Source organism: Saccharothrix coeruleofusca, assembly GCF_014648515.1.
Taxonomy (GTDB): domain Bacteria; phylum Actinomycetota; class Actinomycetes; order Mycobacteriales; family Pseudonocardiaceae; genus Actinosynnema; species Actinosynnema coeruleofuscum.
The window spans coordinates 59,455-72,445 of sequence record NZ_BMRG01000001.1 but is presented as its reverse complement, the minus strand read 5'-3'; the positions used below and the strand labels follow the sequence as shown (position 1 = coordinate 72,445).

Genomic DNA, 12,991 nt, shown 5'->3' with positions numbered 1-12,991 from the left:
CAAGTCCCCACTTGCCTGTCAAGGGTAGCTCGTCCCGAACGCTCGGTTCGTGACGCGCGAACGCTCAGTTCGTGGTGTCCGAACGCTCGGTTCGCGATTTCTGGCGCTGGTAGTAGCGCGCGACGCGGGCGCGGTTGCCGCAGCGGGTCGGGGAGCACCAGCGCCTGCGGGGGTGCGCGGGCAGGAAGAGCATCACGCACCCCTCCGCCTCGCACTCCTTGAGGCGGCCGATCGCGGGGTCGGTGAGCAGGTCGGCGGCGGCTTCGGCGAGCCGGGCGGCCAGTCGGACGCCGAGCCCGCCGTCACGCCGGGCGGTCGCGGTGACGGTCGCGCCGTCCCAGGCCAACTCCCGCACGGCGGGCGCGGCGCGCTGGGCTTCGGTCAGGCCGCGCAGGGCGGCCTCCGGCGGCCTGCCGCCGCCCAGCAGCGCCCGGACGACCGCGTCGACCTGCTCCCGCGCGGCGTGCACGGGCGCGAGGTCGGCCGCCGTCGGTGCGGCGTCGCCCGCCTCCACGTGGAGCGCGGGTTGTCGGGCCACCCAGGCGGCCAGCCGCTGCGGCGTGTCGAGCAGGTCGGCGCGGCCGTCCTCGGTCGCCGGACGGGTGTTGACCAGGTCCAGCGCGAGGGGTTCACCGGTGAGCGGTTCGGCGTCACTCATGTGACTAATGCTACCAAGGGCGATTGACCCGTTAGATCAACAGAGCTATAACTAACGCATCATCGCGCCAAGGAGGCATGTGACATGCTCGCTCGCGTCGCCCACCGCCACGTCCTCGTCGACGGGGTGGAGGTCTTCTACCGGGAGTCCCTGCCGGACCGGCCGGACGCGCCGGTCCTGTTGCTGCTGCACGGTTTCCCGTCCGCCTCGCACCAGTTCCGCCGACTCCTCGACGCCCTCGGCGCGCGCTACCGGCTGATCGCGCCCGACTACCCCGGCTTCGGCCACACCCGCGCCCCGGACGGCTTCACCTACTCGTTCGACCGCCTCGCCGACGTCGTCGAGGGCTTCGTGGACCGCCTGGGCCTGACCCGCTTCGCGCTGTACCTGTTCGACTTCGGCGCACCCGTCGGCTTCCGGCTGGCGCTGCGCGCGCCGGAGCGGATCACCGGGCTGGTCGTGCAGAACGGCAACGCCTACGCCGAGGGCCTGTCGGACGCGGCGCGGGACTTCATCGCCCTCACCCCCGACACCCCCGGCGCCGAGCGCACCATCATGGACCTGTTCACCCTCGACGCGACCCGCGCCCAGTACGAGGGCGGCACCGCCGACCCCGCGCTGGTCGCGCCGGAGGGCTGGCTGCTCGACCAGTTCTTCCTCGACCAGCCGGGGCGCAAGCGGGCCCAGCTCGCCCTGGCCTACGACTACCACCGCAACGTCGAGTCCTACCCGGACTGGCAGGCGTGGCTGCGCGAGCACCGCCCGCCGACGCTGATCGCCTGGGGCGTCAACGACCCGTTCTTCACCGAGGCCGGGGCGCGGGCCTACCTGTGCGACGTGCCGGATGCCGCGCTGCACCTGTTCGACACCGGCCACTTCGCCCTGGAGGACCACCTGCCCGCCATCGCCCCGCTGATCGCCGACTTCCTCGACACCGCGGCAAGCCGGTAGCGCCCTTCCCTGCGCCCCTTTCAGTGGGACGCGGCGTGCGCCGCCACGACCTGCCGCCAGCCCGGCTGGGCGTGCTCGGGGGCGAACTCGGCCACCAGCAGGGAGGGGAAGGTGCCCAGCGGGGCCCGGCGCGGGTCGGCCTTGGCGTGTTCGACGATGGCGTCGGTGATCGACGTGATGAGGTCGAGCCGGGGCAGCAGGTCCTCCGCCTCGGTCACCAGGTCGGCGGGGAGCAGGTCCAGGCCGTCCCCGGCGACGTCGGCGCCCGCGCCCAGGTGCAGCAGGGCGATCTCCGGCCGCTTGCGGGAGGCGATGCCCAGGCTGGTGTGCAGGGCGATGGAGTCCCAGACGACCTCCACGCGCTCCTCGGGCACGTCCCGCTCGCGCAGGAACCGGGCCGCCGCGTCCGCGCCGCCCACCTCGAACCGCTGGTCGCCCCGGTCCTGGGCGCTCAGCCCGAGGTCGTGCAGCACGCAGCTGAGGAACAGCAGCTCGTCGTCGTAGTCGGCGCCGGGGCGCAGCCCCCGGTGCTCCCCGAGGGCGCGGCCGTACAGGTAGCTGCGCACGCTGTGGTTGAACAGGTAGGGCCCCTCCTGCTCCTCGGCGAATTGGCAGGCGGCGCGGGCCAGGTCGGTCCCCGGCAGGTCGAACTTCTCGTGCAAGGCGTTCTCGCGCAGGGCGGACATCGGCGCTCCAAGCGGTGTGGTCGTTCCGGACACCGCTGATCGTGTCCGGTCCGTCCCGGCGCAACCAGTGGCCAGAAGGCCGTATGTCGCTAACATCTTGCCATGCCCGTGATCGCTGTCCTGGCCCTCGACGGCACCGTGGGGTTCGAGCTGACGATTCCGTGCCTGGTGTTCGAGACGGCCACCGGCTGGGTCGGCGGACCTCCCTACGAGGTGCGCGTCTGCTCCCCCCAGGACCCGGTCCACGTCGAGTCCGGGCGGCTGGCCTTCCGCGCCCCGTGGGGCCTGGAGGGACTGGCCGGGCTGGAGGCCGCCGACACGGTGTTCCTCCTGGCCCGCACCGGTTTCCTCGACGACCCGCCGGAGGAGGCGCTGGACGCGGTGCGGGCGGCGGCGGCCAGTGGCGCGCGGGTCGCGTCGATCTGCACCGGGGCGTTCGACCTGGCCCGCACCGGCCTGCTGGCGGGCAAGCGGGCGACCACGCACTGGAAGCACGCCGCCGAGCTGGCCCGCCGCCACCCCGAGGTCGAGGTGGACCCGTCGGTGCTGTTCGTCGACGAGGGGGCGGTGCTCACCTCGGCGGGCGTGGCGGCGGGCCTGGACCTGTGCCTGCACCTGCTGCGCCGCGACCACGGCGCGGCGCTGGCCGCCGAGGTCGCCAGGGTGATCGTGATGCCGCCGCAGCGCGACGGCGGCCAGGCCCAGTTCCTCCGCCACGTCGACCCCTCCGAGCCCGACGCCTCGCTCCAGCCCACCCTGGCCTGGCTGGAGGCCAACCTGAGCCAGCCGCTCACCCTGGCGGGCATCGCCCGGCACGCGGGGCTGAGCCAGCGCAGCCTGAGCCGCCGGTTCCAGCAGGAGGTGGGCAGCGCGCCGATGCGGTGGTTGCTGCGGGCCCGCGTCCGGCGCGCGCAGCAGCTGCTGGAGACCACCGACCTGCCGGTGGAGCGGGTGGCGCGGGAGGCCGGGCTGGGCGCGGCCAACACCCTGCGCCACCACTTCGGCAGGATCGTCGGCACCTCGCCGCACGCCTACCGCAGGACCTTCCGCGCCCAGCCGCTGGAAGGCCGCGCACCCGCGGACTGACGATCAGGACGCGGGCACGAAGTTGGCGTACTCCTCGATGCGGGTGATCAGGCCGTCCTCGAAGCGGAAGTACACCGCGGCGTGCACCTGCCCGCGCGTGCCGTCCACAGTGGACACGTGGATCACGTGCTGCTGGAGGACTTCGCCGGGCCGGGCGAACTGCCGCACGACCTCGTAGCGCATCGACTCGATCGAGCCGATCTGCGCCTCCATCCCGCCGATGTTGTCCTGGATGGTCTCGTCGCCCTTGCCGTCGTTGTGCCAGACGGTGGCCGTGTCGGCGCACATCGCCCGCGCGGCCGCCCAGTCGCGCGCCTCCAGGTGGCGCAGGTAGGTGATGGCCTTGTCCTCGAGCTCCTGGCTCATGCGTCACTTCCTCGGGTGAGAGCGCGTTCTCCCGCTTCGACCCGCATCGGCAGGTGGTTGCCGGCGGGCGCGAGCGGGCAGGTGAAAACGGTGGGGGACAGGTGGTGGTGCGACAGCGTCGCCCGGTTGAAGTCGACGGTCACCGCGCTGCCGGGGTCGAGCGGGGGCAGCACCAGCCAGCGGCCGATCTCGGGCGTGCCGTCCCCGCTGGTCTCGTCGGTGAAGACCACCAGCCGCTGGCCCGGCATGTCCTCCAGCACGGTCAGCACGTGCTCGGTGCCGTCGATGGTGACGACGAGGTCGACGGGGGCCAGGATGGCCTCCGTGCTGCGGGGGCTCGTCAGACGCCCCACCTCGACGCGGCGGCCCTCCGGAGCCGCGCGGTACCGGCCCTCGAAGACCCAGGCCGGGTCGTAGGGGTAGGCGTCGACGCCGCTGAGGCCGGAGCGCTCGAGCGCCAGCGGGTCCATCACGACCAGCCCGTAGAACCCGTCCGCGCCGCCCGCGAAGCCCGCGCGTCCCTCGGGCAGTTCCAGGGAGCTGCCGGAGGGCACTTCGACCGTCCCGTCCACCACCTCGCCGTTGACCCGCAGGCCGTCCCCGGCGGTGGCCGTCACGGTCAGCGCGCCCGCCTCGGTGACGCTCCACCGCCCCGGGACACCGGCGACGGTCCGCGGCTCCCGGCCCGCCACCCGGCCGTTGGCGACCACCTTGGCCTTGCCGTTGGGGCCCGCGATCTCCTCCCACCTGCTCCTGCGCCACGCCTCGTGCTCGGCGGGCGGTCGGCTCGCCTGCTCGGTCCCGCTCATGGTTCCCCTTCTCCGTTCTCAGATTCGGCGTGCGGCCCACACGGTCCGCTCGGTGCGCACCGCGAGGTCGTCGCGGCGCAGGAGGCTGTGCGGGCCGTCGGTGTCGAGCAGCCGGTCCAGCGCGGCGAGGTCGTCGGCGGGCAGCGCGTCGGCGACGACCTCGCGGATTCGCCGCAAACCGTTGAGCGCGTAGCGGACCACGGCCTCGGACCGGGACTGCTCGATGTGGACGCTGAGGGTGCGCTCGCCCTCGACGGTGAAGCCGGCCGCGGTCAGCCTCGGTCCCCAGTCGGCGCCGCGGTGGGGCATCCGCTCGGCGTGGCGGCCCTCGGTCACGGCGTGGCAGCGCTCCTCCAGGCCGGGGCGCTCCTCGGGGGCGTCCTCGGGCAGGAAGCGGGGGAAGCCCGCCAGCTCGACCACGGCGAACAGCCCGCCGGGGGTGAGCGCGTCGCGCACCCGGCGCAGGGCGCGCTCGGGGTCGGTCAGGTGGTGCAGCGAGGCCGAGGCCCACACCAGGTCCGGTGCGCCGAGTTCCGGCCACGACGCGTCCAGGTCGGCCTGGACGGTGCGCACGCGGTCGGCGACCCCGGCCGCTCGGGCCTTCTCCGCCAGCCGGCGCAGGTGCTCCGGCGAGGAGTCGACGGCGGTCACGCGGGCCTCGGGGAAGCGGGCGAGCAGGGCGAAGGTGCCCGCGCCGGTGCCGCAGCCCAGGTCCGCGATCCGGCGCGGAGCCGTGTTGACGGGCAGCCAGTCGACGATGGACGCGATGTGCTCCGCGAGCACTTCCGCGTCCAGGTCGAGGATCTCGGCCTGGTCGTGGCTGTGCTCATGCGCGTGCTCGTGGTGCTTGTGGTGCTTGTGGTGGTGCGCGGTTGGGGGCATGGACCCAAGGTAGGACGGCCATGCGTCACGAGCACGGAACCTTGCGTATATGGCAAAACGGTGGGTGCTGGGCCTGCCGCACGCGCAACCGCTCCTACCGGGTGGGGACCTCCTCGGCGCTCGGGTGCCCCCGGCGGGCGTCGCGGTCGAAGATGCCCAGGATCTCGCACGGCCCGCCCTCGGCGCCGATCGCGTGCGGCAGCATGGTCGGGAACTCCGCGGCCTGGTTGGTCTCCACGCGGAAGCGGCGGTGGCCCAGCATCAGGACGGCGGTGCCGGAGAGCACCACCAGCCACTCGCGGCCGGGGTGGGCCCGCATGAGCGCCGGGTTGTCCGGCGGTGGCTGCGTCATGCGCTGGCGCACGACCGACATGCCGGGGTCGGCCTTGATCGGCCACCGCATCAGCCCGTGGGCGGCGTCCACCGCCGGGTGCGAGATCACGTCGTCGGTGCCGGTCTCGACCAGCTGGTCCAGCGAGGTGTCCAGGGCGCGGGCCAGGGTGACGAGCTGGTCCAGGGCGAGGCGGCGCTGCCCGTTCTCGATGCGGCTGAGCGAGGACGGGCTCAGCCGCGCGCGGGTGGCGAGCTCCTCCAGCGACAGGCCCTGCGCCACCCGCAGTGCGCGGATGCGCTTGCGCACCAAGCCGTCCAGATCGCCATCGTTTTGCTTCATGAGCAAGAGGTTATGCCCAGCACGCAAGCACTTCGTACGTTCGCGTCATGAACACCAGTGGACAAGCGCGGACCGACGTCGGCGCGGTGATCCCGGACCCCCGCCTGCGCCGCCGGGTCCTCATCGCGGTCTGCGTCGCCCTGATGGCCGTCATCGCCTCGGTGACCGGGCTGAACGTCGCCCAGCCCGACCTCGCCGTCACCTTCGACGCCTCGCAGGCCGAGGTCCTGTGGATCATCAACAGCTACACCCTCGCCCTGGCCGCGCTCCTGCTGCCGCTCGGGGCGATCGGCGACCGGTGGGGCCGCAAGCCCGTGCTCCTCGCGGGCCTGCTCGTCTTCGGCGTCGCGAACGCGGCGGCGGGACTGGCCCCCTCCGCCGGGGTCGTGCTGGCGGCCAGGGTGCTCAGCGGTGTGGGCGCGGCCATGATCATGCCCGTCACCCTCGCCGTCATCACCTCCACCTTCCCCGACCAGGAGCGCGGCCGGGCGATCGGGGTGTGGACCGGCGTCGCCGGGGGCGGCGGCGTCCTCGGCATGTTCCTCTCCGCCGTGCTGGTCGACGCGGCGAGCTGGCGCTACCTGTTCGTGCTGCCCGTCGCGCTGGTGGTGGTCGCGTTCGCCATGGCGTGGCGCTCGGTCCCCGACTCGCGCGAGCAGGCGCGGAACTCCTTCGACACCGTCGGCTCGCTGGTGTCCCCCGTCGCCGTGGTCGGGCTGGTCCTCTTCCTCCAGGAGGCCCCCGAGCGGGGCTGGACCGCGCCCCTGCCGCTGGCCGGCCTGCTCGTCGGCGTCGCGGGCGTGGTGGGCTTCGTCGCCTGGGAGCTGCGCCACCGCGCCCCGCTGCTGGACGTCCGGCTCTTCCGCGAACGCGGCCTGGCGAACGGCTCCGTGGCGCTGCTGGTGGTCTTCGGCGTCCAGGCGGGGGTGACCGTCGTGCTCTACCCGTTCTTCCAGACCGTGCTGGGCTGGTCGGGCCTGCTGGCCACGGCGGCGCTGATGCCCATGGCCGGGTTGATGATGGTGGCCTCCGGCCTGGCCCCGCGCCTGGCCGAGCGCGTCGGGGCCCGCGCCACCACGGCGACCGGCGTCCTGCTCGCGGGCGCGGGTCTGCTCCTCATGGCCGTCCTGGTCTCCGTCGACGGCGGCTATCCGGCGGTCCTGCCCGGCATGCTCGCCACCGGGCTGGGCATGGGGCTGACGATGCCGCCCGCCACCGAGGCCATCACCAGCGCCCTGCCCAGGCAACGCCAGGGCGTCGCCTCCGCGCTCAACGACGTCACCCGCGAACTCGGCACCGTGCTCGGCGTCGCGCTGCTCGGCGCGCTGCTGTCGGCGGGCTACCGCGACGCCATCGACACCCGGCTCGGCGCTGGACTCGGCGCTGGACTCGGCGCTGTGCCCGCCGACGCGGCGAACGCCGCCCGCGAAGGCGTCGCCACCGCCGTCGAGGCCGCGGGCCCCGGTGGGCAGGCCCTCGTCCTGGCCGCGCAGGAGTCCTTCGTGGACGGTTGGCGGACCGCGCTGTGGGCGGGCGCGGCCGTCATGGCGGTCCTGTTCGCCTACCTGGTGGCGGCCCGCCCGACCCGCCGGTGACCCTCCAGCCGCCCGGCCGCGCGGACCAGCCCGGCCAGCGCGGGGGAGCGGCTGTGCGGGGGCCAGGCCAGGACGGTGGTGATGGGCGGCGCGTCGGTCAGCGGGACCGCGGTGTGCTCGTCCCACAACCAGGTGTGCGCGGAGGCGCAGATGACCACCGTGGCCCGGCCCAGCGCGATCATCTGGGCCAGTTGCGACTGGTCGCGGAACTCGGGGCCGGGACCGGGCGGGTAGTTGCCGTCGTGGTCGGGCCAGCGGGCGGCGGGCAGGTCGGGCAGGCCGGTGACCTCGGCCATGGACAGCGACGGGCGCGTGGCCAGCGGGTGCCCGGCGGGCAGGACGGCGATCCGCCCCACGGTCAGCAGGTCCTCGGTGTCGAACTCGGCGAGGGGGTCGAAGGGCCGGTGCAGCAGCGCCGCGTCGGCGCGGCCGTCGCGCAGCAGCCGCCGCTGCTCGCCGATCCCGCACAGCACCACCTCGACCTCGACGGCGTCGGGTTCGGCGGCGTAGGCGTCGAGGAGCTCGCGCAGCAGCTCGTGGTCCGCGCCCGCCTTCGTCGCCAGCACCAGGCGCTCGCGCGAGGACGCGGCGCGGCGGGTGCGGTGGACGGCGGCGGTGGCCGCGTCGAGGGTCGTGCGGGCCTCGACCAGCAGCACCCGGCCGGGGTCGGTGAGGGCCACGCCGCGGCGGTCGCGCTCCAGCAGGCGGACGCCGAGGCGCCGTTCGAGCCGCTGGATCGCGCGGGACAGCGGCGGCTGCGCGATGCCCAGCCGCTCGGCGGCGCGACCGAAGTGCAGCTCCTCGGCGACGGTCACGAAGTACCGCAGCTCGCGGGTCTCCAGCAGGTCCACTCCACCACCGTACTGCGGTGATACCCGCCGGGTATGACAGGGCACCGGATCGGTGTTGGCGCGCCGCCCACCCGCGAGCACAGCATCGGAGCCGTGAGTGAGCACAAGATCGCGCTGGTGACCGGCGCCAACAAGGGGATCGGGTACGAGATCGCGGCGGGGCTGGGCGCCCTGGGCTACCGGGTCGGCGTGGGGGCCCGCGACGACGTCCGACGCGAGACCGCCGTCGAGAAGCTGCGCGCTGCGGGCGTGGACGCGTTCGGGGTGCCGCTGGACGTGACCAGCGACCAGAGCGTCGCCCAGGCCGCCGAACTGGTCCAGCGGCAGGCCGGGCGGCTGGACGCCCTGGTCAACAACGCGGGCATCTCAGGAGAGCTGAGCCAGGACTGGACGCAGGACCCGACCGCGCTCGACCTCGACCTCGTCCGCACCGTCGTGGAGACCAACGTCCTGGGCGTCATCCGGGTGACCAACGCGATGCTGCCGCTGCTGCGCCGCGCGGCCTCGCCGCGCGTCGTCAACGTCTCCAGCAGCGTGGGCTCGCTGACCTGGCAGTCGGACCCGAACGTCGACGTCGGCCCGGTCATGGCGGCCTACGCGCCGACGAAGTCGTTCCTCAACGCCGTCACCGTGCAGTACGCCAGGTGGTTGGCGGACACGAACATCCTGGTCAACGCCGCCTGCCCCGGCCTGGTCGCGACCGACTTCACCGGCTTCACCGGCCGCACCCCCCAGGAGGGCGCGGCCACGCCGATCCGCCTGGCCACGCTGCCCGACGACGGCCCGACCGGCTCGTTCTTCAACGACGACGGCGTCATCCCCTGGTGACGAGGCTCACTTGGACTCGACCGCGCCCACCGGGGTCGCCATCGCGGCGAGCGCGGCGGTCGCGTCGGCCCAGGCGCGGTCGCCGGGGTAGAGCGCGCTGCGCAGGTAGGCCCAGACGAGCGCCCGCAGCGCGGCCACCCGCTCGGGGTTCTCGTCGGTGGTCTCCTTGGCGTCGTAGGAGGAGATCCCGCCGAGCCCGTGCTCGGCGCCGAACAGGGTCAGCAGGCTCTTGGGGCCGGGGCTGCGGGAGTAGGCGTCGCAGTGCCAGTCCCGGCGCTGGGAGAAGTGGGCGTTCCAGTCCTTGTCGCCCACCACGACCAGCGCGGGCGTGGTCATCCCGTGGAAAGCGGTGGCCTTCAGGGCGGGGTAGTGCTCGGCCACGGCGGGCGCGAGGTCCTCGCCGTGGCCGGGCGCGGCCAGCAGCACGGCAGCCTTGACGCGGTCGTCGGACAGGTCCAGGTCCGACCCGTCAGCCGGGTCCGCCGTGCTCTGACCGGCCAGCACACCCACCGTGTGGCCGCCCATGGAGTGCCCGACCGCGGCGATCCTGCTCCGGTCCAGGCGTCCGGCGAGGCCGGGGACGGCGGCCTCGACCTGGTCGAGGTGGTCGAGGACGTGGCGCATGTCCTCGACGCGGGAGCGCGCGTACGCAGGCGCGTCCGGGTCGTCGGCCTCCCGCAGGCCCAGCATCATCGCGTCCAGGTGGGTGGGCTGGATGACGACGAACCCGTGGGCCGCCCAGAAGTCCACCACGGGCCCGTAGCCGTGCAGGGACGAGACGAAGTTCGACGGCCCGTGGCCGTGCGAGAAGAGGATGACGGGCAGGTTGTCGCCGGTCGCCGGCGCGGAGACCTTCATCCGCAGGTCGACCGGCCTGCCCGGCACCTCGAGCACCACGGGGCTGAAGGTCGTGACGGGAGTGGCGGCGTCGACCGGGATGCCACCGGCCTCGCTGAACGGCGGACCGCTCTCCGGCGAGGTCCGGGCGGCAGGCGGCGCGTGGTTGGAGCCCGGCCCTGGTTGGGACATCACGTGGTCCTTCCGCGTTCGTGGATGCGGGTCCGGCAACTAACCGGAACCATGTTCCAGAACCTACCGGAACTTCGTTCCATTTCGCAAGCGCGGGTGGGCCCGTCCCCCCGACCCGTGTCCGAAGAGGACACGGCGACACCTCAAACGCCGACCTCGCACAGCAGTTCGCTGAGCTCGACAGGCGCGGTGACCATGCAGTCGTGACCCGTCTTCAGCTCCCGCACCCGCGCCGGAGAACCGTTGGGCTGCACCGCGGGCACCGGAGGGCGGACGATGCCGTCGATCGTCGCCCCGACGCAGTGGATGTGCGTGCGCGGGATCGCCTTCGCGGCCGGGTTGTCCAACCGGACCGGCTCCTGGAAGCAGCGCGCCGACTGGTCCGAGAGCATCCCGCGCACCCAGGCCGCGTCCGCCGGGTCGGTGATCCCGAACAGGCCGTGCGGCGGCGGCAGCTCGGGCAGCGGCGGAACCCGCCAGCCGTCGCCGGACCGCGCGGCGAGGTCGAGCAGACCCTGCGTCACGGGCTGGACGTCGATCGCCGTCTCACCGTGCTCGGGGACCATCGCGTCGAGGTAGACCAGGTGCGCGATCCGGTCCGGGACGTCGTTGGCGACCGAGGAGATGACCAGCCCCGCGTAGCTGTGCCCCACCAGGACCACTTCGGTGAGGTCCTGTTCGAGGATCAGCGCCACGACGTCGGCGATATGCGTTTCCAGCCCCACCTCGGCGCTGAGCAGGTGCGCCCGGTCGCCGTGACCGGTCAGCGACGGCGCGAGCACCCGGTGCCCGGCCGACTCCAGCAGCGGCGTCACCCGGTCCCAGCAGCGCCCGCTGTGCCAAGCGCCGTGCACCAGCAGAAAAGTCGACATGGTCGCGGTGGTCCTCCGGGTTCGGGACGTGCTCGGAGAACGGCACTTACGATTCGTAACCAAGTACCGTTCGGGAATCACGATCATCGTGATCGCCCGACTTGTCCCTGGCAATAAGGCACATTCCGGTGACCCGGTTCCTCGGAGGTAACCATGACCGCGGCGGACGACGAGCCGGCTTGCCGTCCCCAAGCGGTGCTCGACATCGTCGCGGACAAGTGGTCGCTGCTGATCGTGCGCGCCCTCAGCGGCGGCCCGCGCCGCTTCACCCAGCTCAAGCGGGACATCGACGGCATCAGCCAGCGGATGCTCACCGCCACGCTGCGCGGGCTGGAGCGCGACGGAATCCTGACCCGCACCGTCCACAACGTCATGCCGCCGCACGTCAGCTACGAACTCACCCCGATGGGCAACACCCTCCGCGAAGCCGTCGCACCACTGCTGCAATGGGGCGTCGCGCACCTGACGCGCATCCAGGCGGCCCGAGCCGAGTACGACGCCCGCCCCATCAGCGGCACCCACACCACCCCCTGACCGGTCGATGGCGGACGCCCACGCCCGCCCCCGGTGTCACCCACCTATGGGCGTGTTGGGCGTGTCACCCCCGCGAGTCGAACGCCCAGACACCCCGAATTCAACATTCGCGCACCCCGACCCGCCCTTTCGCACCCCGACCCGCGCTTTCGCACCCCGACCCGCGCTTTCGCGGCCTCGACCCGCGCTTCCCGCGCCCCAGCCCGCGCCCGCGCGCCCGCTTCCGCGCACCTCGGGTAGTAGTCACCGGCCCTCCCAACCCCGCCGGGTAGTACTTGCCCACGCACCAGGGGGTGCCCGCGAGCGCCGTCCCCGTATGACCTGGGCTCGTCCCGACCGCACGTGTCAAGGGGGCCTGAACGCACCACCAACCCCGGACCCGACTGCGGCCCCCTTGACGCGTGTGGTTCGCCTTCGGCAGGTCATGCGGGGGCGGCGCGACTCGCCATCCTTGGCGACCTGCCGCGCGGCGAGCGCACCCTTTGCTGGATAACCCAACCCGAACGACGAACTCAGGGGTCCCGAACGTTCGACTCGCGGTACCTGAGCGTTCGACTCGCGCGACCTGAACGGAGAACTCGCGGATGTGGGCGCGGCGGGCTTCCTGCGGGGGAGTAGGTACTTTGGGGTGAGTAACACCCTGCGAGAGAGTGGTGAACGATGGCGACGACGACCGCGGCCCGGAGGAGGGCCATGGCCAAGGTCGAGTACGACGCTTTCCTGGCCGTCTGCCCCAGCCGCGAGTTGCTCGACCGCATCTCCGACAAGTGGGTCACGCTGATCCTGTGCGCGCTCGGTGGCGGTCCGGCCAACCCGGATCACGACGGCACGGGCGAGCCCCGGCCGATGCGCTACTCGGAGCTGGCGCGGCTGCTGGCGGGCGTCAGCCAGAAGATGCTCACCCAGACCCTGCGCTCCCTGGAGCGCGACGGCTTCGTCACCCGCACCGTGACGCCGACGGTGCCCGTCACGGTCACCTACGAGGTGACCGAGCTGGGCTTGTCCCTGTACCAGGCGGTGCGCGGTCTCAAGGTCTGGGCCGAGACGCACATGGACACCGTCCTGCTGAACCGCGAGACCTACGACACCACCCCCGCCGAAGGGTAGCCACGGACCGCTTCCCGCGCCGGACCGGTGGGACGCACCCGATAGTCAACTAGACTGCCTAGGT

Annotated in this window: 15 protein-coding genes; 6 read left to right on the top strand and 9 right to left on the bottom strand. The window is 73.2% G+C overall.

Annotated elements, in window-relative coordinates:
- Positions 1–64 precede the first annotated feature (64 nt).
- The gene (locus IEZ00_RS00400; protein WP_189221010.1) at positions 65–658 is read right to left on the bottom strand and encodes a CGNR zinc finger domain-containing protein; all 594 of its coding nucleotides are present in this window, start codon (positions 656–658) and stop codon (positions 65–67) included.
- An 84-nt stretch (positions 659–742) separates the two neighbouring features.
- On the opposite strand from IEZ00_RS00400, the gene IEZ00_RS00395 reads away from it, so the two are divergent.
- Positions 743–1,609, top strand: coding sequence for an alpha/beta fold hydrolase (locus tag IEZ00_RS00395; RefSeq protein WP_189221009.1), 867 nt, complete (start codon positions 743–745; stop codon positions 1,607–1,609).
- Positions 1,610–1,629: 20 nt separating this feature from the next.
- Here IEZ00_RS00395 and IEZ00_RS00390 read toward each other — a convergent pair whose 3' ends face one another.
- Entirely contained in the window at positions 1,630–2,295 is a 666-nt protein-coding gene (locus IEZ00_RS00390) for an HD domain-containing protein (protein WP_229794847.1), read from the bottom strand.
- 102 nt (positions 2,296–2,397) lie between these two features.
- Between IEZ00_RS00390 and IEZ00_RS00385 the strand changes: the two genes are divergently transcribed.
- A complete protein-coding gene (locus tag IEZ00_RS00385) occupies positions 2,398–3,381 on the top strand; it encodes a GlxA family transcriptional regulator (protein WP_189221007.1) in 984 nt (327 codons plus the stop codon).
- 3 nt (positions 3,382–3,384) lie between these two features.
- Here IEZ00_RS00385 and IEZ00_RS00380 read toward each other — a convergent pair whose 3' ends face one another.
- From IEZ00_RS00380 to IEZ00_RS00365, 4 genes are all read right to left on the bottom strand, one after another.
- On the bottom strand, positions 3,385–3,747 hold the full coding sequence (locus IEZ00_RS00380) for a nuclear transport factor 2 family protein (RefSeq protein WP_189221006.1): 363 nt from the start codon (positions 3,745–3,747) through the stop codon (positions 3,385–3,387).
- Entirely contained in the window at positions 3,744–4,556 is an 813-nt protein-coding gene (locus IEZ00_RS00375; RefSeq protein ID WP_189221005.1) for a DUF1684 domain-containing protein, read from the bottom strand. The genes IEZ00_RS00380 and IEZ00_RS00375 overlap by 4 nt, the downstream gene beginning before the upstream one ends.
- 18 nt (positions 4,557–4,574) lie before the next feature.
- Positions 4,575–5,438, bottom strand: coding sequence for a class I SAM-dependent methyltransferase (locus IEZ00_RS00370; protein ID WP_189221004.1), 864 nt, complete (start codon positions 5,436–5,438; stop codon positions 4,575–4,577).
- 94 nt (positions 5,439–5,532) lie between these two features.
- The gene (locus IEZ00_RS00365) at positions 5,533–6,111 is read right to left on the bottom strand and encodes a helix-turn-helix domain-containing protein (protein WP_189221003.1); all 579 of its coding nucleotides are present in this window, start codon (positions 6,109–6,111) and stop codon (positions 5,533–5,535) included.
- A 47-nt stretch (positions 6,112–6,158) separates the two neighbouring features.
- On the opposite strand from IEZ00_RS00365, the gene IEZ00_RS00360 reads away from it, so the two are divergent.
- The gene (locus tag IEZ00_RS00360; RefSeq protein WP_189221002.1) at positions 6,159–7,706 is read left to right on the top strand and encodes an MFS transporter; all 1,548 of its coding nucleotides are present in this window, start codon (positions 6,159–6,161) and stop codon (positions 7,704–7,706) included.
- On the opposite strand, the gene IEZ00_RS00355 is transcribed toward IEZ00_RS00360, so the two are convergent.
- A complete protein-coding gene (locus tag IEZ00_RS00355) occupies positions 7,673–8,557 on the bottom strand; it encodes a LysR family transcriptional regulator (RefSeq protein ID WP_189221001.1) in 885 nt (294 codons plus the stop codon). The genes IEZ00_RS00360 and IEZ00_RS00355 overlap by 34 nt on opposite strands.
- A 93-nt stretch (positions 8,558–8,650) precedes the next feature.
- Here IEZ00_RS00355 and IEZ00_RS00350 point away from each other — a divergent pair, with 93 nt between their 5' ends.
- Positions 8,651–9,385 carry an SDR family NAD(P)-dependent oxidoreductase gene (locus tag IEZ00_RS00350; RefSeq protein WP_229794845.1) on the top strand — a complete coding sequence of 245 codons (735 nt, stop codon included), beginning with the start codon at positions 8,651–8,653 and terminating at the stop codon, positions 9,383–9,385.
- Between the two features lie 6 nt (positions 9,386–9,391).
- Here IEZ00_RS00350 and IEZ00_RS00345 read toward each other — a convergent pair whose 3' ends face one another.
- Together IEZ00_RS00345 and IEZ00_RS00340 are read right to left on the bottom strand one after the other, a co-directional pair.
- On the bottom strand, positions 9,392–10,414 hold the full coding sequence (locus IEZ00_RS00345) for an alpha/beta hydrolase family protein (protein ID WP_189220999.1): 1,023 nt from the start codon (positions 10,412–10,414) through the stop codon (positions 9,392–9,394).
- A 143-nt stretch (positions 10,415–10,557) separates the two neighbouring features.
- The gene (locus tag IEZ00_RS00340; protein WP_189220998.1) at positions 10,558–11,286 is read right to left on the bottom strand and encodes an alpha/beta hydrolase; all 729 of its coding nucleotides are present in this window, start codon (positions 11,284–11,286) and stop codon (positions 10,558–10,560) included.
- 153 nt (positions 11,287–11,439) lie between these two features.
- On the opposite strand from IEZ00_RS00340, the gene IEZ00_RS00335 reads away from it, so the two are divergent.
- Together IEZ00_RS00335 and IEZ00_RS00330 are read left to right on the top strand one after the other, a co-directional pair.
- Positions 11,440–11,820 (top strand): winged helix-turn-helix transcriptional regulator, encoded by a 381-nt coding sequence (locus IEZ00_RS00335; protein WP_189220997.1) that lies wholly within the window; start codon positions 11,440–11,442, stop codon positions 11,818–11,820.
- Between the two features lie 660 nt (positions 11,821–12,480).
- On the top strand, positions 12,481–12,927 hold the full coding sequence (locus IEZ00_RS00330; protein ID WP_189220996.1) for a winged helix-turn-helix transcriptional regulator: 447 nt from the start codon (positions 12,481–12,483) through the stop codon (positions 12,925–12,927).
- Positions 12,928–12,991: the final 64 nt, after the last annotated feature.

Coding starts and splice junctions, on each gene's coding strand:
- IEZ00_RS00400 (WP_189221010.1), bottom strand. CDS start 658: ATGAGTGACGCCGAACCGCTCACCGGTGAACCCCTCGCGCTGGACCTG.
- IEZ00_RS00395 (WP_189221009.1), top strand. CDS start 743: ATGCTCGCTCGCGTCGCCCACCGCCACGTCCTCGTCGACGGGGTGGAG.
- IEZ00_RS00390 (WP_229794847.1), bottom strand. CDS start 2,295: ATGTCCGCCCTGCGCGAGAACGCCTTGCACGAGAAGTTCGACCTGCCG.
- IEZ00_RS00385 (WP_189221007.1), top strand. CDS start 2,398: ATGCCCGTGATCGCTGTCCTGGCCCTCGACGGCACCGTGGGGTTCGAG.
- IEZ00_RS00380 (WP_189221006.1), bottom strand. CDS start 3,747: ATGAGCCAGGAGCTCGAGGACAAGGCCATCACCTACCTGCGCCACCTG.
- IEZ00_RS00375 (WP_189221005.1), bottom strand. CDS start 4,556: ATGAGCGGGACCGAGCAGGCGAGCCGACCGCCCGCCGAGCACGAGGCG.
- IEZ00_RS00370 (WP_189221004.1), bottom strand. CDS start 5,438: ATGCCCCCAACCGCGCACCACCACAAGCACCACAAGCACCACGAGCAC.
- IEZ00_RS00365 (WP_189221003.1), bottom strand. CDS start 6,111: ATGAAGCAAAACGATGGCGATCTGGACGGCTTGGTGCGCAAGCGCATC.
- IEZ00_RS00360 (WP_189221002.1), top strand. CDS start 6,159: ATGAACACCAGTGGACAAGCGCGGACCGACGTCGGCGCGGTGATCCCG.
- IEZ00_RS00345 (WP_189220999.1), bottom strand. CDS start 10,414: ATGTCCCAACCAGGGCCGGGCTCCAACCACGCGCCGCCTGCCGCCCGG.
- IEZ00_RS00340 (WP_189220998.1), bottom strand. CDS start 11,286: ATGTCGACTTTTCTGCTGGTGCACGGCGCTTGGCACAGCGGGCGCTGC.
- IEZ00_RS00335 (WP_189220997.1), top strand. CDS start 11,440: ATGACCGCGGCGGACGACGAGCCGGCTTGCCGTCCCCAAGCGGTGCTC.
- IEZ00_RS00330 (WP_189220996.1), top strand. CDS start 12,481: ATGGCGACGACGACCGCGGCCCGGAGGAGGGCCATGGCCAAGGTCGAG.